The sequence below is a fragment of the Coleofasciculus sp. H7-1 genome, assembly GCF_057473865.1.
Window position 1 is genome coordinate 1 of the sequence record NZ_JBYCCT010000075.1, and the last position, 24,798, is coordinate 24,798.

Annotated in this window: 21 protein-coding genes and 1 pseudogene; 9 read left to right on the plus strand and 13 right to left on the minus strand. The window is 48.4% G+C overall.

From position 1 onward, the window contains the following. The first annotated feature begins 189 nt into the window (after window positions 1-189). Both AC2VDX_RS21610 and AC2VDX_RS21615 read left to right on the plus strand, forming a co-directional pair. Window positions 190-1,722 (plus strand): ABC transporter ATP-binding protein, encoded by a 1,533-nt coding sequence (locus AC2VDX_RS21610; protein ID WP_378185298.1) that lies wholly within the window; start codon window positions 190-192, stop codon window positions 1,720-1,722. Between the two features lie 517 nt (window positions 1,723-2,239). Further along, window positions 2,240-3,493 carry a sensor histidine kinase gene (locus AC2VDX_RS21615; RefSeq protein WP_378185296.1) on the plus strand — a complete coding sequence of 418 codons (1,254 nt, stop codon included), beginning with the start codon at window positions 2,240-2,242 and terminating at the stop codon, window positions 3,491-3,493. 46 nt (window positions 3,494-3,539) lie between these two features. On the opposite strand, the gene AC2VDX_RS21620 is transcribed toward AC2VDX_RS21615, so the two are convergent. Continuing rightward, window positions 3,540-3,731, minus strand: coding sequence for a hypothetical protein (locus AC2VDX_RS21620; protein ID WP_378185294.1), 192 nt, complete (start codon window positions 3,729-3,731; stop codon window positions 3,540-3,542). 274 nt (window positions 3,732-4,005) lie between these two features. Continuing rightward, window positions 4,006-4,209: pseudogene (locus tag AC2VDX_RS21625) on the minus strand (hypothetical protein); the annotation flags it as partial. Window positions 4,210-4,509: 300 nt separating this feature from the next. On the opposite strand from AC2VDX_RS21625, the gene AC2VDX_RS21630 reads away from it, so the two are divergent. The 3 genes from AC2VDX_RS21630 (at window position 4,510) to AC2VDX_RS21640 (ending at window position 6,161) form a co-directional block, all read left to right on the plus strand. Next, window positions 4,510-5,097 (plus strand): sigma-70 family RNA polymerase sigma factor, encoded by a 588-nt coding sequence (locus tag AC2VDX_RS21630; RefSeq protein ID WP_378185292.1) that lies wholly within the window; start codon window positions 4,510-4,512, stop codon window positions 5,095-5,097. Between the two features lie 7 nt (window positions 5,098-5,104). Next, window positions 5,105-5,875: an anti-sigma factor gene (locus tag AC2VDX_RS21635; RefSeq protein ID WP_378185290.1), complete on the plus strand. Its 771-nt coding sequence runs from the start codon at window positions 5,105-5,107 to the stop codon at window positions 5,873-5,875. Window positions 5,876-6,005: 130 nt separating this feature from the next. After that, window positions 6,006-6,161, plus strand: a complete 156-nt coding sequence (locus tag AC2VDX_RS21640; RefSeq protein ID WP_486928240.1) for a hypothetical protein — start codon at window positions 6,006-6,008, stop codon at window positions 6,159-6,161. 78 nt (window positions 6,162-6,239) lie between these two features. On the opposite strand, the gene AC2VDX_RS21645 is transcribed toward AC2VDX_RS21640, so the two are convergent. From AC2VDX_RS21645 to glgP, 4 genes are all read right to left on the minus strand, one after another. Beyond that, entirely contained in the window at window positions 6,240-7,295 is a 1,056-nt protein-coding gene (locus AC2VDX_RS21645; RefSeq protein ID WP_378185286.1) for a cysteine hydrolase family protein, read from the minus strand. Further along, window positions 7,249-8,256 (minus strand): methylenetetrahydrofolate reductase, encoded by a 1,008-nt coding sequence (locus AC2VDX_RS21650; RefSeq protein WP_378185284.1) that lies wholly within the window; start codon window positions 8,254-8,256, stop codon window positions 7,249-7,251. The genes AC2VDX_RS21645 and AC2VDX_RS21650 overlap by 47 nt, the downstream gene beginning before the upstream one ends. A 50-nt stretch (window positions 8,257-8,306) precedes the next feature. Continuing rightward, window positions 8,307-9,314 (minus strand): tryptophan--tRNA ligase, encoded by a 1,008-nt coding sequence (gene trpS, locus AC2VDX_RS21655; RefSeq protein WP_378185282.1) that lies wholly within the window; start codon window positions 9,312-9,314, stop codon window positions 8,307-8,309. Between the two features lie 724 nt (window positions 9,315-10,038). Continuing rightward, a complete protein-coding gene (gene glgP, locus AC2VDX_RS21660) occupies window positions 10,039-12,741 on the minus strand; it encodes an alpha-glucan family phosphorylase (protein WP_378185280.1) in 2,703 nt (900 codons plus the stop codon). Window positions 12,742-12,844: 103 nt separating this feature from the next. Between glgP and AC2VDX_RS21665 the strand changes: the two genes are divergently transcribed. The 3 genes from AC2VDX_RS21665 to AC2VDX_RS21675 all read left to right on the plus strand — a co-directional run bounded on the left by AC2VDX_RS21665 (window position 12,845) and on the right by AC2VDX_RS21675 (window position 16,243). Then, window positions 12,845-12,967: a hypothetical protein gene (locus AC2VDX_RS21665; protein ID WP_378185278.1), complete on the plus strand. Its 123-nt coding sequence runs from the start codon at window positions 12,845-12,847 to the stop codon at window positions 12,965-12,967. A 455-nt stretch (window positions 12,968-13,422) separates the two neighbouring features. Beyond that, window positions 13,423-13,539, plus strand: a complete 117-nt coding sequence (locus AC2VDX_RS21670; RefSeq protein WP_190413836.1) for a photosystem II reaction center protein I — start codon at window positions 13,423-13,425, stop codon at window positions 13,537-13,539. Between the two features lie 121 nt (window positions 13,540-13,660). Next, window positions 13,661-16,243 (plus strand): DUF3769 domain-containing protein, encoded by a 2,583-nt coding sequence (locus AC2VDX_RS21675; protein WP_378185275.1) that lies wholly within the window; start codon window positions 13,661-13,663, stop codon window positions 16,241-16,243. Window positions 16,244-16,339: 96 nt separating this feature from the next. Here AC2VDX_RS21675 and AC2VDX_RS21680 read toward each other — a convergent pair whose 3' ends face one another. From AC2VDX_RS21680 to AC2VDX_RS21690, 3 genes are read right to left on the minus strand one after another with little or no spacing between them, the layout of a single operon-like run. Continuing rightward, window positions 16,340-16,798, minus strand: a complete 459-nt coding sequence (locus AC2VDX_RS21680; protein WP_378185273.1) for a ferredoxin — start codon at window positions 16,796-16,798, stop codon at window positions 16,340-16,342. Continuing rightward, the gene (locus AC2VDX_RS21685) at window positions 16,798-17,184 is read right to left on the minus strand and encodes a DUF1257 domain-containing protein (RefSeq protein WP_378185271.1); all 387 of its coding nucleotides are present in this window, start codon (window positions 17,182-17,184) and stop codon (window positions 16,798-16,800) included. Before AC2VDX_RS21685 ends, AC2VDX_RS21680 begins: the two co-directional genes overlap by 1 nt. Before the next feature lie 41 nt (window positions 17,185-17,225). After that, the gene (locus AC2VDX_RS21690; protein ID WP_378185269.1) at window positions 17,226-17,441 is read right to left on the minus strand and encodes a DUF2997 domain-containing protein; all 216 of its coding nucleotides are present in this window, start codon (window positions 17,439-17,441) and stop codon (window positions 17,226-17,228) included. 371 nt (window positions 17,442-17,812) lie between these two features. Here AC2VDX_RS21690 and bioU point away from each other — a divergent pair, with 371 nt between their 5' ends. Continuing rightward, a complete protein-coding gene (bioU, locus tag AC2VDX_RS21695) occupies window positions 17,813-18,835 on the plus strand; it encodes a (S)-8-amino-7-oxononanoate synthase BioU (protein ID WP_378185267.1) in 1,023 nt (340 codons plus the stop codon). 52 nt (window positions 18,836-18,887) lie between these two features. Here the strand turns inward: bioU and AC2VDX_RS21700 are convergent, their stop codons facing one another. The 4 genes from AC2VDX_RS21700 to AC2VDX_RS21715 all read right to left on the minus strand — a co-directional run bounded on the left by AC2VDX_RS21700 (window position 18,888) and on the right by AC2VDX_RS21715 (window position 24,229). After that, window positions 18,888-19,475, minus strand: a complete 588-nt coding sequence (locus AC2VDX_RS21700; RefSeq protein ID WP_378185264.1) for a hypothetical protein — start codon at window positions 19,473-19,475, stop codon at window positions 18,888-18,890. Window positions 19,476-19,601: 126 nt separating this feature from the next. Next, a complete protein-coding gene (locus AC2VDX_RS21705; protein ID WP_378185262.1) occupies window positions 19,602-20,828 on the minus strand; it encodes a type II secretion system F family protein in 1,227 nt (408 codons plus the stop codon). A gap of 192 nt (window positions 20,829-21,020) precedes the next feature. Then, window positions 21,021-22,127 (minus strand): type IV pilus twitching motility protein PilT, encoded by a 1,107-nt coding sequence (locus tag AC2VDX_RS21710; protein ID WP_378185260.1) that lies wholly within the window; start codon window positions 22,125-22,127, stop codon window positions 21,021-21,023. A gap of 110 nt (window positions 22,128-22,237) precedes the next feature. Beyond that, the gene (locus tag AC2VDX_RS21715) at window positions 22,238-24,229 is read right to left on the minus strand and encodes a GspE/PulE family protein (protein ID WP_378185257.1); all 1,992 of its coding nucleotides are present in this window, start codon (window positions 24,227-24,229) and stop codon (window positions 22,238-22,240) included. Window positions 24,230-24,798: the final 569 nt, after the last annotated feature.

Sequence of the window (24,798 nt, forward strand, 5' to 3'; positions counted from 1 at the left end):
ATCAATTGAAGAGCTAGAGTATGTATTACATAAGCTTTTAAATGAAGGAGAGTTGATTATCAAATGGGAACGAAAGCTCAAAAACAAGGGCAATGCTCTTATCACAGTTTAAATGCATAACAGCTTATTAGCCGTGAACTTAAGTTCACGGCGGGATGCTGGGTAGCCAATTACCAAAAACTATTAAAAATGACCTATCTACGTCTTGAAGGCATTAGCAAACGCTTTGGCAGTTTTCTCGCTAATGACAATATCAACCTGAGCGTTAGTTGCGGCTCTATTCATGCTTTGCTGGGCGAAAATGGAGCCGGTAAAACTACTTTGATGAATATCCTCTGCGGACTTTATCAGCCAGATTCCGGTCAAATTTACCTGCAAGATAAGCCAGTACAAATTTCTTCAGCGAGTGACGCGATCGCGCACGGAATTGGCATGATTCACCAGCATTTTATGTTGGTGCCGCAACTGTCAGTAACCGAAAATATTATTCTTGGAACCAGCTTCGATTTACGGTTAGATATAAAAGAGAAAGCGCAGGCGATCGCGCAAATTTCTCGCTACTACAATATAGAAGTAAATCCATTAGCAAAAGTGGGAGATTTACCTGTAGGAGTTCAGCAACGGGTAGAGATTCTCAAAGCACTTTACCGCAACGCCAAGTTGCTGATATTGGATGAACCGACAGCGGTGCTGACGCCGCCAGAGGTGAAGATTTTAGCGGCTATCTTGCGCCAACTTGCTAAAGATGGACACACAATTATTTTTATCAGCCACAAGCTAGAAGAGGTGATGAATCTTTGCAATACTGTCACTGTGTTGCGGCGGGGTGCGGTGGTGACGACAACCACAACCGCCGATACTAACACTCAAGAATTAGCACGGTTGATGGTAGGTAGAGAAGTCTTATTTCATCTAAGTAAATCTGCTCGTTCCTCTGGTGAAGTGGTGTTAGAAGTACAGAATTTACAGGTGCAGGATCAGCGGAATTTGCCGGTTGTGAAAGATGTATCCTTTCAACTCCACGCAGGCGAAATACTGGGAGTTGCGGGTGTTGATGGCAATGGACAGCGAGAGTTGGCAGATGCGATCGCCTTTGGCGCAAGCGAAGCTATCGCTGGTTTGCGTACTATTACTTCCGGTAGAATAATGAACCGCAAAGACGCAAAGAATGCAAAGGAAAGAGGGGAAGAAATAATTACAGCTTATATTCCAGAGGATAGGCAGAAAATGGGTTTGGTGATGGGATTTAGCATTGCTAGAAATCTGATTCTCAAAGTTTTTAACTTTCTGCCATTTTGCCGCCGCTGGTTTCTCCAGAATGAGGTGATTAATCATCATGCGGCTGAGGCAATGCAAAACTTTGATATTCGCGCCGATAATCCATCAATTAAAGTTAGCCAATTGTCCGGCGGTAATCAACAAAAAGTAATATTGGCACGAGAACTTTCTGGCAACCCAACTTTAATTGTGGCAATGCAACCGACACGCGGTTTAGATGTTGGTGCGACAGAATATGTACAGCAACGCTTATTAGCTGAACGAGAACGAGGTGCAGCAATTATATATATTTCAACTGAATTAGAAGAGATTATGGCAATGAGCGATCGCATTGCTGTAATGTACGAAGGACAATTCGTTGATATCTTAGATGCTACCACTGCCACGGTGGAACAAGTTGGTTATTTGATGACTGGTGGTATTTCGGCGGGTGTTGAAGGGTAGCGATCGCTGTTATGTACGATTAAGGAAAAACTATGACAAAAACTAATGGGATTCAACCCTTTGTGTTGCCAATTTTATCGCTGCTGGTAGCGATCGCTATCGGTTAATATAGTACAAAATCACTAGCTAATTTCTTAGAGTGTAGCCAGATATGGGTATAGAGGCAGAATTTAAGCAAGTGTCTCCATATCTGTTGGAGAAGCTAAAAGAACACCCACAGGACTTACGCAAAGCTTATACATATAGCGTTTTTTCGGGTTCAATCCCCCTGGGAAAAGCCCTTACTATGTGGTGATGTGCGGCGAGTCCTGAGCATCAAAAACGAAACCCAACCAATGCTTATGTTTTGTTGGCTAACGTTGCCTCAACCATTCCCTACGCGAACTTGCGAACTTTGGTGTTTTTCGCTCTAACCGAACTGTACTGCCACTCGACCGACAAGTAAACTGCGCGATCGCTCAAGTAGAATGATACCAAGAAGGTTTTTGACCTACTGCTCTCCACGCCTCTTGTCACAATGGATTTTAGTCAATTGCTTGTTGGAAAAATAGACGCGATTGCCAAAAACTGGGTTGAAGCAGTCCGCTTGGATAGGCAGATTTCCAGCACTGACGATTTACCACGCTCAGCTATACGGGATCATATTCCCGATGTGCTAAAGGCGATGGCAACTGTGATTTCCCAGTCGCAGGAAAACGATATTCAGTCCATCGTCCAGAACAGTTTGTATCATGGCGTTCTGCGTGCTAAACAAGGTTTTGCTCCCACAGAAATTGCGCGAGAATATCGTCTACTGCGCCAGACGATCTTTTCCACTTTAGAGGCAGATTTATTAGAGGGTACGGTTCGGGAAGTGATGCGAGCTTACAATGCGATTGACGCGACGCTCGACGAAGCTATTGCCCAATGCTTCAAAAGTTATGTAGAGGAGCGATTGCAAGAACTACAACAGGTGCAAAGTCAGGTAGAACTAACCAATCAAGAACTAACTCGCTTGGTAAAAGCGAATCAGGACAATCTCTCTCAACTAGCCCACGAACTGAAAAACCCTCTAAATTCGATTATTGGCTACTCGGAGCTGATTTTACGCTCTTCACGAAAGAATGTTGAAGTTCGGGACACCTTTCCCAATCTGGAACACATTGAGCGAGTGCTACGCAATGGCAGACACTTACTTCGCCTGATCAACGATACACTGGAAATCTCCCGGTATTCGGCAGGGAAAATAGAACTGCACCCAGAACTAATAGATGTAGCCTCTTTAATCAACAATGTGGTTGAAATGTTGGAGCCTTTGGCTGCTGCGAAAGAGCTACAAATGGTGGTTGATTGCGATTCAGCTAGCGCCGATAACTCTGCTACTCTTCGAGAAGGGCTACGCCCAAAACGCGCTCCTGAAAAAGTGCTGACAGATTCTTTGCGATTACAGCAAATTGTCACAAATCTTCTAAGCAATGCGATTCGCTACACAGAATCGGGAATCGTCCATTTAAGGTGTCAGATGTTATCTGATAACCAATGGTCTATTGCAGTGAGCGACACCGGAGTTGGGATTGCTGCAGAAGACCAGGCGCGTGTTTTTGATCCCTTCTTTCAAGCTGGCAATAGTAGCGATCGCATACCCGGTAGCACTGGCTTAGGTTTGACAATTGTCGCACAACTGGTAAACCTAATGCAAGGCAAAATAGAGCTGGTATCCCAGATTGGAGTTGGCTCCACCTTCACCGTCATCTTACCCCTAGAAGTTAAAACCCTTGAATCAATTTGTTGAATTTCGGTTTTATCCGTCTTTTCCCTAACTTGTATAATTCTTGAAATTATTGAGCCGAATTAACGATACCTTTTAATCGCAAAGATGCTTGGATTCTTGCCATTAATTCATCAAAATAAATCGGCTTCCGAATGAAGTCAGGACTTACGCAAAGCTTATACATATAGCGTTCTTGTCGGTTCAATCCCCTTGTGGTTGCCCTTACTATGTGGTGATGTTGCGTAAGTCCTGAAGTCATTAGCTCCTAACTCTTGGCAGCGCCTGAAGTTATTGCCGCTACTCGCACCCTGCTCCGACGCGGCGACAAGAACACCGCAGACAGCACACAGTAATCGATACAAGGAAAGCCCGAAGCACCGAATTGCAGCTAGCTCGTTAGGACTTACGCAACATCACCACATCTAGGGGCAACCACAGGGGGATTGAACCGACAAGAACGCTAACAAAACGCTATGTGTATAAGCTTTGCGTAAGTCCTGCTCGTGAAAAATTGACAGTCCTTTTTACCAGCGCTAGACTCCTGTTGTTCTCCTGGCTATGCACCCGACTGCATCATAGCTGTCTGTAAGAGGTTGAAGTAAAACTGCTAGTAAGGCTTTGCCTAGTTTTCTGACATGATGCACCCACTCAAAAAAGCCCAGAAACCAAGGCAGTTTCTCTTGGGAAATCCTTCGATGCGATCGCCACCAAGAGCGCAGTAAGCACCAAAGGGCTTGTCTAGAACCGTTTCATTCGATGCTCCTCAAAAACTGGAAGCTTAATCAGCGACATAATTAAGTGGAAATATTATTGACAAATCAATAGCATTTTTAAATCTTACGATTTTACTGACATTTTGGATTCCCACCACCCGTAGAATTACGGAGGCATTTAACGATTTTATGGAAAAAGATCCAATTCGCGTTTTAGATCGTATTAAAGAAAAAGGGAATTTCTCTCCTGTGAGAGATGCAGAGGACTCAACTACTGCAATTGACTCTGAAGAGTGATTGGCTTAGACCTACTCTCCAGAACGCATGCATCCTGACTCTCTCGATGGCAAATCAACAAACGCAACGCCCCGGATGGATACAGAGCTATTTCAAGCACTTAAAGCCGGTCAATCCTCTGCTCTGGGCACTCTCTACGACCGCTATGGCACTCTGGTATACGGGTTAGCATTGAAAATTTTGCAAAACCCCCAAGAAGCAGAAGACCTCACTCAAGAGATTTTTCTGCATCTGTGGCGTAGCAATAGTTACAATCCCGCTCGTGGTTCTCTAAGCAGCTTTCTAAGTGTTATGACGCGATCGCGTGCGATTGACAAACTTCGCTCCCGTGGCACCACCCACAAATTTCTTGAGCGTTGGCGTCAAACAATGACGACTGAAATCAGTTCAAGCCCTTTTGAACAGGCTTCATTAGGCGAGCGATCGCAGCAGGTTCGGAATGCCTTGGCGCAACTTTCAGAAAACCAGCGTCAAATCTTAGAAATGTCCTACTACCAAGGTCTCACTCAATCGGAAATTGCCGCTCAACTAAATATCCCCTTAGGGACGGTCAAAACTCGCACTCGTCAGGGACTACTGAAATTGAGGCAAACGTTACAAGATTTTCTAAAATAGTTGCACCATGACCGAACCTTTAAATCCGGAAAACTTAGAAGAATTAATGGCAGGTTATGTCCTCGGCGACCTTAGCGCTGAAGAAGCGGAAGAATTTAGGCAAATTCTCGAAAAAAATCCGCAACAGGCGACTGAAGTGAGTCGTTTGCAGGAAGCACTAGAACTCTTGCCCTACGCCCTTCCTGAAGTCACCCCTCCTCCACATCTGCGTTCGGCGATTCTGGAAGCTGCCGAACGCGCAATCAACCGCGAACCCACACCAAAACAGTTTTCTTTCCCTTGGAGCAAACTTTTTGCCAGTTTGGCAGCACTGTTAGCGCTAGCTTTCGCTTTTGACAATTATCGTCTGCGACAGAATCTAAAGATAGTGCAGTCTCGTCTGCGGCAGGAACTGCAAACTGTGCAGGCTCAGAAAGATGCCCTTGAGGTCCTACAACAGCGGAATACCCGCTTATACACACTTACAGGTACAGAAAAAGCAAATACGGCTTCTGGAAGCATTCTCGTCAATCTGGATGAACAAAAAGCAGTAATCGCCTTTCAAAATCTTCCGGCTGTCCCATCTGGTCAAATTTATCGGCTTTGGGCAATTGTTGACGATAAAAAGATACCTTGTGCAAATTTTGGGGCAAGTCAGCGGGGAACTGTTTTAGAGCAAATTTCCATTCCTGTCGGTGCTTGCGGTGCTACAACCTCAACCTTAGCCGTCACCTTAGAACCCTCTACCCTACCCCCGCAGCCAGTCGGTCCCGCAGTCATGGTAGAAAGTAGTTTGTAGCACAGAAGAAGCGCCTAGCGCTGGAATACTGGGAGGTGTTTTAGAAGTGTTGAGCAAATTTTTAACCGCTCTAAAAACCTATCTGGAATACCTTCGAGAGAGGATGTCAAGTAAAGAAAGCATACTTAAGATGCTCTCACTCACAGAATACTTAGATGTCGGAAGCCACCGTACTTCAGTCGGTGGAGGAAGACGAGTGGCGACTTTAATCGCTAGCTTATTAGTGATGTGGATCTTCAATGTAGCGCTGAATAGTCTATGCGCTAACGAGAGCCTGCTGTCTTGACACTCCTCGACCTAAAGCAAAACTCAAAACTCAAAACTCAGGGCAGGCACAAGGCACTGCCCCTACTTATAACTCTCATTACCCATTACCAATTTTAGGAAAGTCAGGGCAGGTTTCTAGAGGTTCAGTTGACTTAATTAGATGCATTCCCGCCGCTGCAAATCTGGCAAAAGCTTCTTCTGCTTGATCCGTATAATCCACCACTCCAGGAACGACAACAGCTGATGTGCAATCTTCCAGCAAATACACCTTTTTGGCAAGATTAGCGTCTGTGTGGTTTATTTCTGTTAACAAATCGTCAATTGTCCAGGCGACGCAGTGACTCTTTGCTTGACCGGCAATAATGACCGCATCAAACGCGAGCAACTGCTGAATCAAGCTAGTATTTTTCTGGGCAATCGGGCGTCCATTCACGCTTTCCAAAACTTCCGCCCGGAGGACAGAATAATTTTCAGTTAAAGGATTGTCGCCTTTAATTTCAAACTGCGTTTGGCTATTCCGGGCAATACAGTGGAAAAATAGTGCCTCTTCCACCGCTGACACCAAAGCGTGACCAATTCCACCCAGCATGGAATGATAAGGCCACACCGTCAGCGGATATTTACCAGCTTCACTCAAATGCTTGACATAATGCAAAGCGTGTGAGGCAAGTTCGGCGTAATCGACACCGACAATCCCAGCAACGGCTGGATTCACCTTCCAGACGCCTTGGTGAACATCCTCCGGTGTAATCATCGTGACGGCGGCGGTGGGATGTTCCCCGGCGTCGTTAATCCAGAAGATGGGATGGAAAATTTGCATTGCCGTGTGAGTATCCATTGTGGGAGCGATCGCGCTGATGACTCCCAAATTCCGATAAATAAATTCACACAGCCGCAGATTATCATCTACCGCACCCGTGCCCGTTCTCCCACCCACAAATAATTCAAAATCGGGGATGCAAAACGTATTCTGGACATCGATTAACAACAGACAAATGCGAGTTTTATCCTCAGCCGCCGCTGAAATCTGGTGCTTTTTCGCCCACTCCCTCGCATCCGCTGCCCGTTGCTGATACGGCACCCGCCAGACTTCCCCGACCTTGGCATCAAAGTGAGGCGGAATCGGTAACTGCTTTGTTGTTTGTGCGTTCATTATTTCCTCCTGCTGTTACCACCTGAGTCAGCGGTGGAATTCCCGCTAAATCGAGGATTGGCGAAATCAAATCTTCTCGTTTCACTGCCATCATATGAACCCCTTGGCAGAGTTGACGAGCCAATTTGACTTGTTCTGCGGCAATTAGCATCCCTTCTTGCAGGGGATCTGAAGCAGCGGCGAGTCTATCAATGATGTGGTCGGGAATATTCACTCCAGGCACGCATCGATTGATAAATTGAGCATTTTTAGCGGATTTGAGCAGAAAAATTCCCGCCAAAATTGGCTTTCCACAGCCAGCCGCGATTTGATCCATAAATTTTTCTAGCCGATCAAAATCGCAAATCAGCTGACTTTGGAAAAACTGCGCCCCTGCTGCTAATTTTCGCTCAAATCGACTTTGCAAGCTCGACCAGCTTGCTAATTGCGGATCGATAGCAGCACCCACGAATAAGTCCGTTGCCCCATCACCTAAGGGTTTGTCGTTCCAGTCGCAGCCGAGATTCATTTTTTTAATTAATCCCAGCAACCGCACGGATTCTAGGTCAAATACACTCTTGGCATCGGCATGATCCCCAGCTTTCACGGGATCGCCGGTCAAAGCTAAGATATTGCGAATTCCCAAGGCATGGGCACCCATCAAGTCAGCTTGCAATCCGATGCGGTTGCGATCGCGACAAGCAATCTGACAAATCGGCTCGATTCCATGCTGTAGCAATATCACCGAAGCCGCCATCGAACACATCCGCAACACCGCCCGACTGCCATCGGTAATATTGACCGCATGAACCCGACCTTCGAGGGTTTGCGCCATTTTCAGCATCTGGGAGGGATCGCCGCCTTTGGGGGGGGCAACCTCGGCGGTAATTAAAAATTCACCCGATTCGGCAGCAGCACGCAAATTGGTCTTGTAGGGGCGAGGTTGCCCCGTCCCTGCTGAATTTTGAATTAAATAACTCATTCTTAAGCATCAATAACTAATCGCTTCCATCCTTGATAGCTTATATCTGCTTAAAGGGGAACCGAATAACCGAGGGCAGCTTTCACTTGGGCGAGAGTTACCGAAGCGATCGCTTCCGCTTTCTGCCTGCCATCGCGCAACACCGACTCCAAATAGCCTTTGTCATCCATCACCGCTTGATACTTTTCTTGAATCGGTTTCAGGGCGTTAATCGTGGTTTCTGTCAGCAACGGCTTGAATTGTCCCCAGCCCATATCCTGACACTGTGCTGCGACTTCTTCCTTCGTCTTACCCGAAAGCACCATGTATAGCGTCAGCAAATTTCGGGCTTCGGGTCGTTCCGAATCGTCAAAAGTTAGACCGCGCACTGAGTCAGTTTTACAGCGTTTAATCTTATTTTGGATTTGATCTGGCGTATCGAGCAGGTTAATCCGACTCATGTCTGAAGGATCGGATTTCGACATCTTCCGAGTGCCATCGGTCAGACTCATCACTCTAGCACCTTCAGCCCGAATCAGCGGCTCTGGCAGTTTCAGCACCGGATTTTCCCGGCAAAATTGGTAATTAAACCGATTCGCAATATCGCGGGTCAATTCTAAGTGCTGCTTCTGGTCTTCTCCCACCGGCACTTTATCCGCCTGATACAGCAAAATATCTGCCGCCATCAACACCGGATAGTCTAGCAACCCAGTATTGACATTTTCCCCCTGCTTAACTGCCTTTTCCTTAAACTGGATCATATCTTCCAGCCAGTTGAGGGGGGTGATGCAATTAAGCAGCCAAGTCAGTTCGCTATGTGCCGGGATGTGGGATTGCACGAAAATACTGGAATACTGCAAATCGATCCCACAAGCCAAATACAAAGCCGCAATTTTATAAGTATTTTCAGCTAACGTGCTTGGGTCGTGGGGCGCGGTAATCGCGTGCAAATCCACCACACAGAAGAAATTTTCGTACTGACTCTGCCCTTCTACCCAGTTGCGGATTGCTCCCAAGTAGTTACCCAGATGCAGATTACCAGTTGGTTGAACCCCAGAGAGAATGCGTTGCTTAACCATAAATTTCAATTTAGCTATCTAGAAGCGCAGCTTTGATGCCTGCGTTAACAAAACTTATCTATCTAGTTTGACATTTTCTGGCATCAGCGCGGCGTTATTGTAACAGTCCAGAGGCAAAGGAGCGATCGCGTCTTTTGCCATCATTCCTTACCTAAACTCTCAATTTTACCCATAATCAATTTTCTGCTGGGATGGAAAATAAACACCCATGCTCAGAATGCGATCGCGCTTTTCATCTGTTTTGCTGATGAATCTACTTGCAAATTATTTCTCTAAATTCTAGAACTGTATCTAGAGGTTCTGGCTGCACAACGTAGCTAGCTAAAATATTTACATCTTCGGGGATGAATTCGCTTTCATTTGTAAGATATTTTTTTGACGAACCGCCAAGGACGCCTTAGCGAAGCCATGCGCGTTAGCGCTATAGGACGCAAAGAAAGAGAAAGCAGAGGTTTCACAAATTTTTTAGGATTGCTAGAGATTATAAGATTTCAGCATGATGAAATTTTTAGGCATTGATTTATGATGGCGATCGCAACCCAGCGGTTGATGCTGCCTCGCTTGGGAAGAGGGGCAGTTGTATCTGCTGGATTTAGATAGACTCAAAACAATAGAAGATATCCTCAACTGGGTTGATACCTGGGCAGCCGCACGCAGAAATTAAAAATTAAAAATTGAAGATTTCCTCTTCGTTTTTTAATTTTTAATTTTGCATTTTTAATTGTTATGCCCAGAGAATCAGTCCCAATTCGTAGGGACTTGATAGATTGTCGTGTTTAGGCAAAACCCGTAAAGAGAAACCCTGCAAACCACTGGAGGTATAGAGAATATCAACGGTGTAAATACTACACCCTTGTTGATCTTTGCCTTCGTAATCCATTACTACGGGAATGCCGTTGACAATCTCGCCATCGACACCAACTGCACCCTGATAAAGTTCGACTTGAACATCATCGGAGCCGAGTTGCCCAAGGTTGACCCGCGCTTTGACAGCAACCGTTTGATTGACCATAATCCCAGCGGGTTCTGAAACATCAACTGCTTCGATTTTGATGTTGTACCATTGCTCGAAGATCCGTTGCTTCCAGGCGGCTACGTCCTTGGCGGGAGCGTAGTTGTCTGCGGTCATCGTAGAGTAGCGATCGCTCGCCGGGAAATATCCCCGCACCGCATACTCCCGCACCATCCGCGACGTATTGAAGAACGGACAATTTAACCGAATCGCATCCTTCATTTTGGCAGTCCACTTGCGGGGAATTCCAGATCCATCCCGGTTATAGAACAGCGGCACGACTTCCTGTTCTAGCAAGTCGTACAAAGCATTCGCTTCCACATCATCTTGATAATTGATGTCTTCATAGTCTTCCCCGTGACCGATGGGCCAGCCAGTGCGGACATAATCTGCCTCATCCCACCAGCCATCCAGCACGCTCAGATTCGGCAAACCATTCATCGCCGCCTTCATTCCACTGGTGCCAGATGCCTCTCGCGGACGCCTGGGGGTGTTCAGCCAAACATCACAACCTGCCACCATTAATCGGGCAACATAAGTGTCGTAGTCCGGGATAAACACTACACTGGCATTCATCCCTTCATCCCGCGAGAAATGAATGATATCGCGGATCAGTTCCTTCCCAGGCATATCCTTGGGATGAGCTTTTCCAGCAATCACGAACTGCACCCGCCGATTTGGATCGCCCAGCAAGATTTTCTTGATCCGGTCTATGTTCCGCAAAAACAGAGTTGCCCGCTTATAAGTCGCAAAACGACGCGCAAACCCAATCGTCAGCACCGTTGGGTCTAACACTTCTTGAGCTTGGTCAATCTCAGATGGAGAAGCACCGCGATCGCGCAACTTTCTCACTAGGCGATCGCGCACAAACACCACCAGTTCTGACCGCTGACGCTCGTGATTGCGCCACAACTCCTCATCCGGAATCGACTGCACCCGCTCCCACAACGGATCGTCTACTGGCGCGTCAGACCACTGGGGGCCAAGGTAGCGATCATATAGCTCCTGAGTTGACTTCGCCACACAAGTGCGGGCGTGTACTCCATTCGTAATCGCGGTAATCGGCACCTCATCCAGTGGAAAATCTTTCCAGAGACTGTGAAACATCTTCCGCGACACTAACCCGTGCAACTGAGCAACCCCATTGACAAAGCTCGATGTCTTCATCGCCAGTGCTGCCATGCTAAACGGCGACGCCAAATCCCCAGTGTCCTCCCGTCCTAAGCCGAGAAATTCTTCGTGGGAAAGTCCGTAAATATCGGCATAGTGTCCCACGTAATAAAGAGCCTTGTCCGGGGGGAACAAATCGAACCCAGCGGATACAGGCGTGTGAGTAGTGAAAACCTGACTCGCTTGCGCCACCTGTTTGGCGTCGGCAAAGCTGAGTTTCTCTTCTTGCATCAGCATCCGGATGCGTTCCAGAATCAGAAACGCTGAGTGACCTTCATTCAGGTGATAAACGGTGGGTTTGTATCCCAGCGCCTTCAGCATCCGGAAGCCTCCGATGCCCAACATCATCTCCTGGTGAATCCGCATATCCAAGTCACCACCATACAGCTCGTCGGTGATGTCGTGGTCGTAGGGATTGTTCGGCTCAATGTTGGTATCGAGCAGGTATAGGGGCACGGTTCCCACTTGCACGCGCCAGACACGTGCATAGACGGTGCGCCCTGGATACTCTACAGAAATCCGCAGTTCCGAACCGTCAGGATGGCGCTCCGGGTGCAACGGCATATTGTAGAAATCGTTAGTCGGATAGCGTTCCTGCTGCCAACCATCGGCATTGAGGTACTGGGCAAAATACCCTTCCTGGTAGAGTAAGCCGACGGCAACGAGCGGTAAGCCTAAGTCACTGGCTGATTTCAGGTGGTCTCCAGCGAGAACGCCCAAGCCACCAGAGTAAATGGGTAGGCAGTCGGTTAGACCAAATTCCGCGCAGAAATAGGCGTAACACTCCTTAGTGCTGAGGACGGAGGACTGAGGAGTGAGTGAGGAAGAGGAATTTTCTTCTTTTCTCTCAGTCCTCAGTCCCTTCACCGAGGACTGAGGATTGAGTGAGGAAGAGGAAGAAGAATTTTCTTCTTTTCTCTCACTCCTCAGTCCTTTCACCTCAGTCCTGTGTTTGCGATACCACGTCCGCTCTTGCAGGTAGTCGTCTAGCTGGCGGCTGGCTCGTTCCATGTGGGCAACAAAGCCTTCATCTTCAGCAACTTCTTGTAGCCGGGCTTGAGAAATGGTTCCCAGCATTAGCACCGGATTGTGGCGGCTGGATTCCCACAAATCGCGGTCTAGGCGGCGAAATAACTCTTTAGTTTCAAAGTTCCAATCCCAATGCAGATTGTATGCCAGTTTTCGTAAGGGTTCTAGTCTTGACGGCAAGGCGGGGGAAACGTTAAACGTCCGAATCGGCTGCATTGACAAAGACCTCTAAAGTTTTCATAGAGCTATTGTGTACTCACTTCCGCTGCAAGTTGGATGCTCTTTATACTCTTTTTTACCACTGCCAATATTTATCCCTTTGTCTGGTTGTCCTGAGCAAGCTGCCGCTTTTAATACAGAATCCTGGTTTTTTCAGGAAAATTGCGAAGATTTATTTGGAGAAGTTCTCCTAGCGCGGGAGCGATCGCCTAAAAGCGGTTAACATAGCTTCTCACGAGCTAGCTGCCCTTCGGCACCACCAGTAGCATAATGCTCTGAATCGCCACGACTGTGACTAACTCATTGGGCAGAATCGTCGCGTGTTTATCCTCCTGGCGCTTCCCAAACACCTTAGCAAGCTGGGATCAGACCCTAGAAAATATCCCAGTATTTCCAAGTTCTGCAATTTACTCGATTTTGAGCTATAGGTAAAGTCAAAAGGCATGAACCGGGTGCGATCTCGTGGTATAACAACAAAGCGATCGCGAGGGAAACTTCGCGCTCTGGCAATCGTCAGAGCAGTTTAAGCAGCTCAAACGACGGCTAAACTCACCGCTTGAGGTCAACAATCACTCCAGGCTCAAGGCAAAAATGAAGCAATATTTCGGTATTATGAGAAAGTTGTTCTGCCTTTAAGGCAGCAACATTCAGCCTTTCCCGTCTGGAGTAGATATCGGTATGGTGACTCTCAAAATTGTTGTTTATATAGTCGTTGCCTTCTTCAGCCTGCTCTTTGTGTTTGGATTTTTGTCCAGCGATCCTTCCCGTAACCCAAAACGCCGGGATCTCGAATAGACAGCGATCGCTTTATGCCTCGCAGCCGATGTCGGGGCAGCAGTCCACTGCGAGGCACCCTACTCAGAGTGCAGTTGAGGATAGGCATTGGTGCTGTCCGCTCAACTCCTGTTGCTAGAAGATGCCCCAACCAGTCCCGCCGCCCCCACCGCCTGCGATTATCAACACGTTGCCGCCTGAGGATGTCACTCCTCTAGCTGCCTCCGCTCAAACGATTGCATCGGATTCAAGCCGAACCCTGCAACCTGAGACCCTTGCTGCCCCGACGCAGCCGGAAACGTTTGCGCCGGAGTCTTCTTCTATCTCTGTTATTTCTATCCCTACCAGGAATGCTGCCCCGCTTGGTGCCCCAATTTCAGTGGGGCATCCGATTGTCAGGAATCGGGGTGGTAGGGAAGAAGCATCTGTGCAGAAAGACCAGAATGATGACCCTGCATTGTCAGCACAACGGCTTCGCCCTTACGCATACCCAGACCAGGATTTGCCGACCGTTGCTGAATTTGATGCTTCGTCGGTAGAAAGTCAAGAGTCAGAACCTAGCGATCGCAATGGAAGTAAGGCTGCAATAGCAAAAGAACGCACGGCAACTCCTGTGTTGCAGAAGCAGCTGCCAGTATCTCAGCTACCGAGTGTCAATCAACAGCCTCCAGAACCCCCAGAACCCCCAGAATCTCCGGAATCTCTGCCGAGTGAAACTCCGATAGAATCTGCTCCTCCAGCGCCCGTGTCGGAGGGTGAGCCTTGGCCTGAAGAGGAATTGGCACCCGCACCGGCATCAGCACCGGCACCTCCTACGCCAGAAAATCAACCAGCACCCGCACCCGGTACGACGCCACCTACGACTTCTGGCGGTACGGGAGGCGTTGTGGAATTAACTTCTGACCAGCAAGAATACGACGTAGATCGACAAGTCGTTACGGCAGAAGGCGATGTTCTCTTGCGCTACCAGGGTGCTGTAGTAGATGCCGATCGGCTACAAGTGAACTTGCCGAATCGCATTGTGGTGGGCGACGGGAATGTCGCCTTGACGAGAGGCGAACAAGTGCTGCGGGGCGATCGCTTTGAGTATTATTTTGCCCAGGATAGCGGCTTCCTCTTAAATGCCAGTGGCGAGATTTACCAGCCTTCAGCGGGGGCAGATTTTTCTAGCCCTTTACCCAATGATGCCAGTGCTGCTGCTGCCTCAGTGCGACCGTTAAGCGATCGCATTACCGCTAACCAACCCGTCTCGAATATCACCAGTCCCGGCGGCTATGGACTGGTCTTTGGGACTAACCGGAACATCCAAAACCAGCAGTCCTTTCAGCAAGGGGGCGCAATTAACCGACTGCGCTTTCAAGCCGATCGGGTAGATTTCGACTCCGAAGGAGCGTTTGCCACCAATGTTCGGCTAACCAACGACCCCTTTTCGCCACCAGAACTTGAGGTACGGGCAGATACAGCCAGATTCAGGCGGATTTCGCCCCTGGTAGATGAAATTACCACCACTCGCTCTCGCGCCGTTTTTGACCAGGGTTTTTCGATCCCCATTTTTCAAGATCGCAGAGTGATTGACCGGAGCGAGAGCGAACCGGGTCTCGTCACCTTCGGCTATGATGCTGAAGACCGAGGTGGTGTGTTTGCGGAACGCACCTTTCAACTGATTTCTAATAACCGCGTGCGATTGCGCGTGACACCGCAATATTTTCTTCAAAAAGCCGTTTCTGAGGGGAGTTTCCTCGATCCCTCCGTGTTTGGTCTCAGGTCTAGACTGGATGCCACCCTCAGTCCCACTACGACCCTGAGAGGGTCGGCTGTTTTCACCAGTCTAGATCCGGACGAGATCGCAGAAGACCAGCTACGAGCGAGCCTGCGGCTGCGCCAGATTATCGGCACCCGTTACCCCCACACTCTGAATTTAGAATATAGCTACCGCGATCGCCTGTTCAACGGCTCCCTCGGCTTTCAAACCGTTCAGAGTAGTTTAGGCGCAGTTCTGACTTCTCCGGTCATTCCCTTAGGAAATACTGGCGTCAGCCTCACTTATCAAGCTGGTGCCCAGTTCATTAATGCAGATACAGACCGTTTAGACTTGCTCGATCCCGTGCGAACCAACAATCGCGTCAGTCTCAGTCGCTATCAAGCGAGTGCCTCCCTCAACCGCAACTTTTTACTTTGGCAGGGTAAAGCTTTGCCTGCCACCCCCACCGAAGGATTGCGCTACACACCCGTGCCAGTTGTTCCCTACCTGCAATTAACGACGGGCGTCACCGGCGTTTATAGTGGTTACAGCAGTGGGGATAGCCAGGACTCCCTGAGCGGGAACATTGGGCTGCAAGGGCAATTCGGTCATTTCTCCCGACCTTTTTTAGATTACACCGGGTTTAATGTTACTTACTCTCAAGTTGCTCGTGGTGGCACATCACCTTTCTTATTTGACCGCCTCGTGGATACCAGCGTCCTTTCCGCTGGGATTACCCAACAGATTTATGGTCCGTTTCGCCTTGGTTTTCAAACTTCGGTCAATTTAAATACTAGCGAACGCATCAGTACCGACTACTTTCTGGAATACAGCCGCCGCACCTACAACATTGTCCTGCGTTACAACCCGGTTTTGGAGCTGGGTTCCATCAGTTTTCGGATTAATGACTTTAACTGGTTGGGTACTCCAGAACCGTTCCCTGGCTCTGGCGTCCGTCCAGTCGTGCAAGGGGTTTCTCGTTAGAAACTGAGTTTTAAATAAAACCCCCAACAGCTGCGTGCTGTTGGGGGTTTTATTTATTTAGCCCGTGCAAACAGGCTTTTTTATACCAGCAAACCTTTAGTCTACGGGTTTCTGTTGCTTTTTCTTAAACTTCTGTTGCCGCTTCTTCACAGCAGTAATCGCATGGTCAGTCGGGAATCCGATTAATGGAATCACCTGATATTGCCGCTCTTGTTCGAGCTTTTTCAGCTCCGTGTAATCGATCCAGTGGATACAATCGACCGGACAGGTATCAATGGCTTCTTGAATGACTTCTTGCGAGTCTCCATCCTGCCGAACTACACGCGATCGCCCATAATCTGGCTCAATATAAAAAGTATTGCGAGCGACATGGGCACAGTGCTTGCAGCCAATACAGGTTATTTCATCAACATATACACCTTTTTGCCGCAGGGTGCCACCCAACTCCGGCTCCAGACCCGAACGCTCCGGCGCATCCCGCCAAATACCACCTAACTCAGGCTCCAGGCCAGAACGTTCGGGAGTTGGCTGTCCAGGAGTTGGGGAATCAGACATTAGGCACTCCAGCGCTGTACAACTAGGCGGATTGAACCATCTTCATTTTGTTTTTGCTCGGCAACTTGGAAGCCCTGCATCGCCGATTCCTTGACAACCGTGTGGTAAGCATAACGCTGAGTCACTCGGTTCAGAAAACGCTCTACAGAACCCGCTTGCTGCCAATATTGTAGGTCGGCAACGAGTTCGTATTCCTGACCATTCCAACTAAAGCCGATGTCATAACCATTTTCTTGCTCAATGGCAACTTCAGCAGTACGGGTTTGACCGCGATAGCCGCGCACTGTTTGCGGGCCAGATTTCCAGTCAATTCCCAGGTCTGTTAAAGCAGCTTCTAAAGAAACAAGGTTACGGATTTGAGTTTTGATGTTGCTAAAGTGTGACATGGCGATTTTTTCAAATGAATTAAGCTGGACTCAAAAAAAACTTACCACTCGCTATATGTTGCCCCGGCTGTCGCCGCCGCAGTCTGATGAATGGCTGAGGCTGAGGCAAAAAATTCAGAAGTCGGGTCTTGATTTAGTACCAGACCCAGCTGGGCTTCAATAGCAGCAGTCACTTCGGCACAGGATTTTCCAGTAATTCCGGTGACTTTCTCCTGCACCCGACCATCCGGATAAATGATAAACTCTAGCGTTTCCATGCTCATTTGTTAGGGATTGCTCAAGTTAGGCGACGGCACGAACCGTACTGCTGATGCCGCCGTATAAGACATCTTTCTAAGAACTGACTCGCTGGGGTATTAATAAATTAATGTTGCTTAAGTGTTGAGCAATTGAGTCACAACGAGTTAAAAGGTAACAAAACTTAATTAATAAAGCGAGTTGTACTTTGATTATTTGTCAGTGTCGCTTAACTTTCCATCTGCGTCAAGATAGAGAAATTGTCTGGAATCGGGCAAAAAAGCCAACATACTTCTGGCAAAGATGCGATCGCGCTGGCTCATCTAAGTGAACGAAACGGCGCGTCCAGAAGCCAGGATAATTAAAGTTTGTTCAATTGCAAGAAGACGCTATGAGTGCAGAGCAAATCACAGGTTCAATCAACTCCCCAACCCCCCTTCGAGTGGGCGTCTTAGGCTTCGGTGGACTGGGGCAGGCTGCCGCCAGAGTGCTGGCACCAAAACGCGAGATGATCTGGGTGGCAGCGGCTGACCAGAAAGGTTATGCCTACGCCGCCCAAGGGTTAGATCCAGATGCCAGCATTGCGATTTACCAGACACAAGGAACGCTTGGCTATTTAGAGCCTACAGGCACCCTCAGCAGCCAGAGCATTCAGGACTTAATGGAACGAGCAAAGCCGGTGGATGGATATTTCCTGGCGCTACCCAATCTGCCCAACACCTTTATGGCGTCCATTGCGCGGCAATTTATTCAATCCGGCTGGCAGGGTGTTCTGGTAGACGCCCTGAAGCGTACCAGCGCTGTCGAGCAGCTACTGGAGCTGCAAGAGGAACTTCTTGCAGCAGGAATTACTTATCTGACTGGCTGTGGGGCGACGCCTGGATTGTTGACAGCAGCAGCAGCTCTTGCCGCCCAAAGTTACGCCGAAATCCACAGCGTCAAGATTACGTTTGGGGTAGGAATTGCAAATTGGGAAGCTTACCGAGCGACGATTCGGGAAGATATTGCCCATCTACCAGGCTACGATGTGGAACGCGCCAGAGCCATGAGTGATGCCGAGGTGGAAGCATTGCTGGATCAAACCAACGGCATCCTGGCTCTGGAGAATATGGAACACGCTGATGATGTGATGCTGGAGCTGGCTGGGATTTGTCCGCGCGATCGCGTTACGGTCGGCGGCGTCGTCGATACCCGCAATCCCAAAAAACCACTCAGCACAAATGTCCAAGTGACGGGTCGCACCTTTGAAGGCAAGATTTCTACCCATACCTTCACGCTTGGCGATGAAACCAGTATGGCAGCCAATGTCTGCGGCCCTGCCTTCGGTTATCTCAAAGCTGGAGTAGCACTCCATCGTCGAGGCATCTACGGTTTGTTTACCGCCGCCGAAGTCATGCCGCAGTTTGTCAAGTAGTTAACAGGTTGAAAGTGGGCAGGTTGAAGCTCACATCAACCTGCTTCAACCTTCAAAGGTTTGGACTTTCAGGCAAAAAAGATTCCTGTGCCTGCTCCTCAACATCTAACATTGGTGTCTGGATGACAAAGGGGAGACAGGCTCCCATTAAGCCTCGCTTAATTCGTTCTGGCGTCTCTGGAAATCCCACAAACAAGGGATATAGCTTGTCAGCGCCCTCGCTGAAAATGTGTTGATGGCGAGGCGGCATCAACCACTCATATTCTTTGTCCAGCCACACCTGCGTCTGCCGCCAACGACTCAACAACTCGGAGAAGTCTTCTTGGGGACGGTGGATGAAGACAAAAATCTCCACCCCCATTTTGATTTTCCATTCGGGGTCACACATTAAAATTGCCACATCACAGGGCAAGCGAATCGCTTCCCCTCTAGATGTGACAACGCCACCGCTTTCTGCTTTAGATATGGCATGGCGAATCCGCACCACCGGCAAAGGAATGGCGATCGCGCTCTCCTCAGACCGGCGCATACTGGGAATCATCTCCAGATAAGGTCGGTGCTGCTTGAGCAGTGCGATCGCTCCAGACAGGTTACTGTACTCCGCCAAGCTAGCTTCGTAATAGGATTGCTTAACAAACATATTTTGATTTTAAATTTTCAATCTTAGATTGGAGATTAGGTCATCGTTAAGTACCATCAGCCCTCCATCCCAAATCTCATTCCCAGACAAAACTAGGAATGAGAAAAATCCAAAACCTGAAATTGATTAGCCTAGTTTGTCAAACACTGCAAACATGGGGAGATACATCGAAAGCAAAATCACCGCTACCATCCCCGCTAATACCACCATCATGATGGGTTCCAGAACACTGGTGAGTGCTTTCACCGCTTGCTCAACCTCATCTTCATAGAAATCTGCCACTTTCATCATCATGCCATCTAACTGACCTGTCTCTTCCCCAATACTAATCATCTGAATTGCCAGTATTGGGAAAACTTGCTCTTTTTGCAAAGCTAAGCTCATCATCCCACCCTGTTGAATGTCTAGCTTGGCTGCATCCACCGCGTTGGCAATTACCTGGTTCCCCGCCGTATCTCTCACAATATCCATGCAAGTGAGAATGGGCACTCCAGAACGAGTCAAGGTTCCAAAAATGCGGCAAAAGCGAGCAATGCATGATTTCTCATTCAAGTCACCCAATAGCGGCATTTTCAAGAAAAAGCGATCCATCGTCACACGACCAACCGGCGTCTTGTAATACTGCCTGTAAAGAAAAGAGGCAACGATGACAGTGATGATAGGAATGATGATCTTCCAACTTCTGAGGATTTCGCTGATCCACAGCATGAACAGGGTCAGCGCAGGCAATTCTGTCCCCAAATCTTTGAAGATGCCAGCAAAGATCGGGATCAAAAACACCGTCATACAAATAAACACAATGATGGCCAAGATTCCCACCGCCACGGGGTATGCCATTGCCCCTTTGACTTGGTTTTGCAGGCGTGCCATATCCTCTAGGACTTTGGCTAATCGGTTGAGTACCTCATCAAGGACACCGCCGACCTCACCGGCTTGCACCATACTGACGTAGAGATTATCGAAACAATCCGGATGTTTACGCATAGCATCCGAGAGATTCACACCTTGTTGAACCTCAGAGCTAATTTCCACAAGCGCTTTTTTGAGCTTGGGATTGGTACATTGTTCGGAAAGCACACCCAAGCATCTAACAATCGGCACACCCGCGTTGACCATCGCGGCAAATTGACGAGAAAAGACGGCTTTATCCTTGACTGTAACCTTCGATAAAGACGTTTGGAAGTCTTTTAGGTTTAATTTGCTCAGGTCAAAGCTTTGAGTTTCTTTGATATTTGCAACAGAAACCCATTTTTCGCGCAGGGCGTCGCGGGCATTGCCAAGGGAGTCGGCAACAATTTTGTCTTTCTTAGCGGCTCCTTTAGAGTCCCGAACATCAGCAATATAGGTAGGCATCAATCACCTCTAAATGAAAGAAGAAGAATGGCTTTTCAAAGGAAATTTTTTGTAATTGGAGGGTGTCTTCCGGGGAGGTTTTTGACAATTTCTGCTGAGCGCTGCCAGGTAGTCCAGACAGACCGAATATGTTTCGGTCTGTCAACCGGCATCACACAAGCTTAGTGCAATAGGTTTTACACCGCCTCGAACCTACCGAGCGCCAGCTTTTGCCCCCGTCGCTGGCGATGTTCCCAGGATACGCTGTAATTCTTCAGGTCTAGATGATTTGCTCATCGCCGCCTCAAAGGAGATGGAGCCAGCTTTGACATAGCCAGCTAGAGACTGTTCCATCGTCTGCATTCCCAATTTTGCTCCAGTCTGGATAGCAGAGTAAATTTGAGCAGATTTTCCTTCTCGAACCAAGTTAGCGATCGCTGGCGTTACCAGCATGATTTCCTGAGCCATCACCCGACCATATTCACCGGGTTTCGGGTTGTGTTTGGGCACCAAGCATTGGCTGAAAACTGCCAATAACGAACCAGACAACTGAGCGCGGATTTGGGGCTGTTGCTCTGGGGGGAACACGTCCAAGATCCGGTCGATAGTGCCTGCTGCGGAGCTGGTGTGCAGGGTGCCGAACACCAAGTGACCAGTTTCAGCCGCTGACACCGCCAGACCAATCGTTTCCAGGTCGCGCATTTCCCCCACCAGGATAATATCCGGGTCTTCCCGGAGCGCGGCTCTCAAGGCATTTGCAAAGCTCTTGGTATCTTCGCCTTTTTGACGCTGGTGAAACAAGCTCTTGATGTTCGGGTAAACATATTCAATCGGGTCTTCCACCGTTAGAATGTGTTCTGCCCGCGTCCGGTTGATCAAGTCGAGCATGGCAGCAAGGGTGGTAGTTTTACCAGAACCCGTTTGTCCAGTCACCAACACCATTCCTCTCGGTCTGTGAGTCAATTCCCGCACGACATCTGGCAGACCCAACTGGTCAAAGTTCGGAATTTTAGAAGACAACGCTCTTAAGCACGCCGCATAGTAACCCCGCTCTTTGTACACATTGACGCGGAAGCGAGCCAATCCCTTAACTCCATAAGAGCAGTCTAGTTCCCAGTTTTGCTCTAATTCCTTACGCTGCGTATTGTTCAGCATACTGAAGATGAGTTTCTGACACTCCTGGGGAGGAAGCGGTTCGTCACCGATGGGGTTGAGTTTCCCGCTGATGCGGAAGTAAACCGGCGCTCCTGCTTGAATGTGCATATCTGAGCCGCCCATTTCAATGAGTTGCTCCATCAAGTCTTCAATCATTAATTCCATGAGGCTGTCTCCTGGGGTGATTCTTGATTTCTCAGTTGCTAATTTTTCCTTGACTAAGGGCGTAGCTTAGGGGACGTGCCATTCGCCATTAGCGATATGACGATTGACATTTATTCGGAAAAGCGAGGCGTCATGCAGTAAGGACAATCTAGCCACTCTGGTTTTAACTCAGCAGTGCAAGTTAGACATTCTAGACCGCTCTTGCGCTTGGCTTTGAGTTCTGCCTCTAGACCAGAATCTGTAAATGTCACCCGTTCTACTTCTTCGAGAGTGGTATAACCTTGGCGTACCAGGTCTAAGCTGTAGGCCAGCAATGTCTTCATCCCTTCTTCCACGGCTGCTTCTTTAATGCGCTCGGTGGGGGCACCTTGGCTGATTAAACCTTGCAACCGTTCGGTCACGCGCATGACCTCATAAACACCCACACGTCCCTTATAGCCAATGCCATTACATTTTTGGCACAGAGCATTTCTGCTTTTGGCTTCTTTCGCTTCATCGGGTTGTAAAGTATTGGCTTTGTAGAAGGTAATATCCCCGTCTCCAGAAACCGATAAACCAAATCGAGCGAGTTCTTGTGAAGTGGGTGGATAGGAAAGGCGACAATCGGTACAAACACGCCGCATCAAGCGTTGCGCCAGGACGCCAATCAGCGAACCCGATACCATAAATGGCTCAATGCCCATTTCGTCTAAACGGGCGATCGCACCAGCGGCATCGTTGGTGTGCAGGGTTGTCAGCACCAAGTGTCCGGTTAGTGCTGCTTCAATTGCGGTTTTTGCCGTTTCTTTGTCCCGCGTTTCACCCACCAGAATCACATCCGGGTCTTGGCGCATGAAGGCTCTTAAGATCGAGGAAAAATCCATCCCCTTCTCTCGAATCACCTGCACCTGAGTAATCCCAGGTAAGGCATACTCAATCGGATCTTCTGCCGTACTGATATTAATCCCCGGATCGTTCCGTTCTGACAGCACCGAGTATAAGGTGGTAGATTTACCAGACCCGGTTGGGCCAGTTACCAAAATCAAGCCAAAGGGACGGCTTGCCATTTCTCTGACAATTGCTAGCGATTCTGCATCGGAAATTAACTTGTCCAAACCTAGCTGGGTGGCAGAGTTATCGAGAATTCGCAACACCACCTTTTCGCCGTAGCGGCTGGGTAAGGTATTCACCCGAAAGTCAACCTTGCGCCCTTCAAACACCCGCCGTATCTTCCCATCTTGAGGCATCCGCCGCTCGGCAATGTCTAGCTCAGCCATGATTTTGAAGCGAGCTGTGACGGCTGGGATGATTTTTTTCGGGAACGGCTCGAAGGCTTGTTGTAGCACCCCATCCTTGCGAAAGCGAACGCGCAAGAATTCTTCTTGGGGTTCAATATGAATGTCTGAAACATTCTCTTGCAGCCCCTTGAGGAGGATTCTATTGACCAGGTTGATGACGGGAGCGCCCTGTGCATCCGCTACATTCAGGTCATCTTCAACTTCCGGAGGCGCATCTCCTAAGTCGTTCAAATTATCCAGAACGTCTGAGACATCTACAGACTTTTGGATTCGCGCTACTTCCTCTTTCCTTGTTTGCTCATCTTTGTATTGGTTAATCAGATTCAAACAGTCTTCCAGAGTGATCACCATTCGCTGCAAGGCGATGCCCTGGGGTCGCAAGATGCGGTTGAGATCGTCTTGAGCCGCTAAATTATCCGGATCGACCATTGCCACCAGCACCGAAGGGGGCTGGGTGTCATTTTTCGTTAAGGGTACCAGTTTATAGCGACTACAGATATCAATCGGAATCAGGGTTTCAATCAAAGACCCAATTTGAGGAGTGGGAATTTGGCTGATTTCCGGATCTAGAGATTCAACTCCGTAAAGAATTTTGAGTTCAAAAAGCTGTTGTTTTTTATACTGACGTAGCAAATCTGGAGGAAGCGATCGCCCAGTAATCGTTTCTAGAACCTCGGTTAAGGGTCTACCAGACTTGCGGCTTTCGACCATAGCCTGCCGCATTTGGTCGGTGTCAACATAGCCTGCCTGAATCAGCTGGTTGCCGAAGGGCGAAAACTCATTGCGGACAGCAAGGGCGCGATTTCGTGGTGAGGATTGAGTCATAGATCCGTGAGAATACCTCTTTACAAATTGTTCCCAAAACCATGAGTCAAAATTGCTATCTTCAGCCAAAAACCAAATTTTTACGGTTTAGACAACCGACTTGGGCTGGCACCCCCGCCGTATCCCCAAACCGTTTCATCATTTATTCTGAGTCGTTGCGGCGCATTTGGGGGCAAAGCTGACGCTACTGGCCAATGTTGCTCCTCACTAGCCGCAAGCAGTAATATCCGTACAACGATGCTGTAAGTTTATAAGATGTAAGACCTGCCGGAGCATTGGAAGACTCTGGCATGACTTGGTTAATGACAAAGAGCGTGTAAGGCTGAACATGGTATGGAACATTCACGATAATAGCCTTAAGCAAGTCTTAGGCGCAGGATTGTCTTAATTTATTTTGCGATTCATATATAGTCTAGTGTCTGGATTCTGGTGTCTGGCACGCCCACTCGCTCAAGGGGTGTCCGGAAATTCGTGAAGATGACGTTACAATCTGAAAGTAGGCAATCGCTTCTATAAAGAAAATTTTGTGCAAATGCTAGCAGATGGCATAGCTTGGCACAATGTAGGGT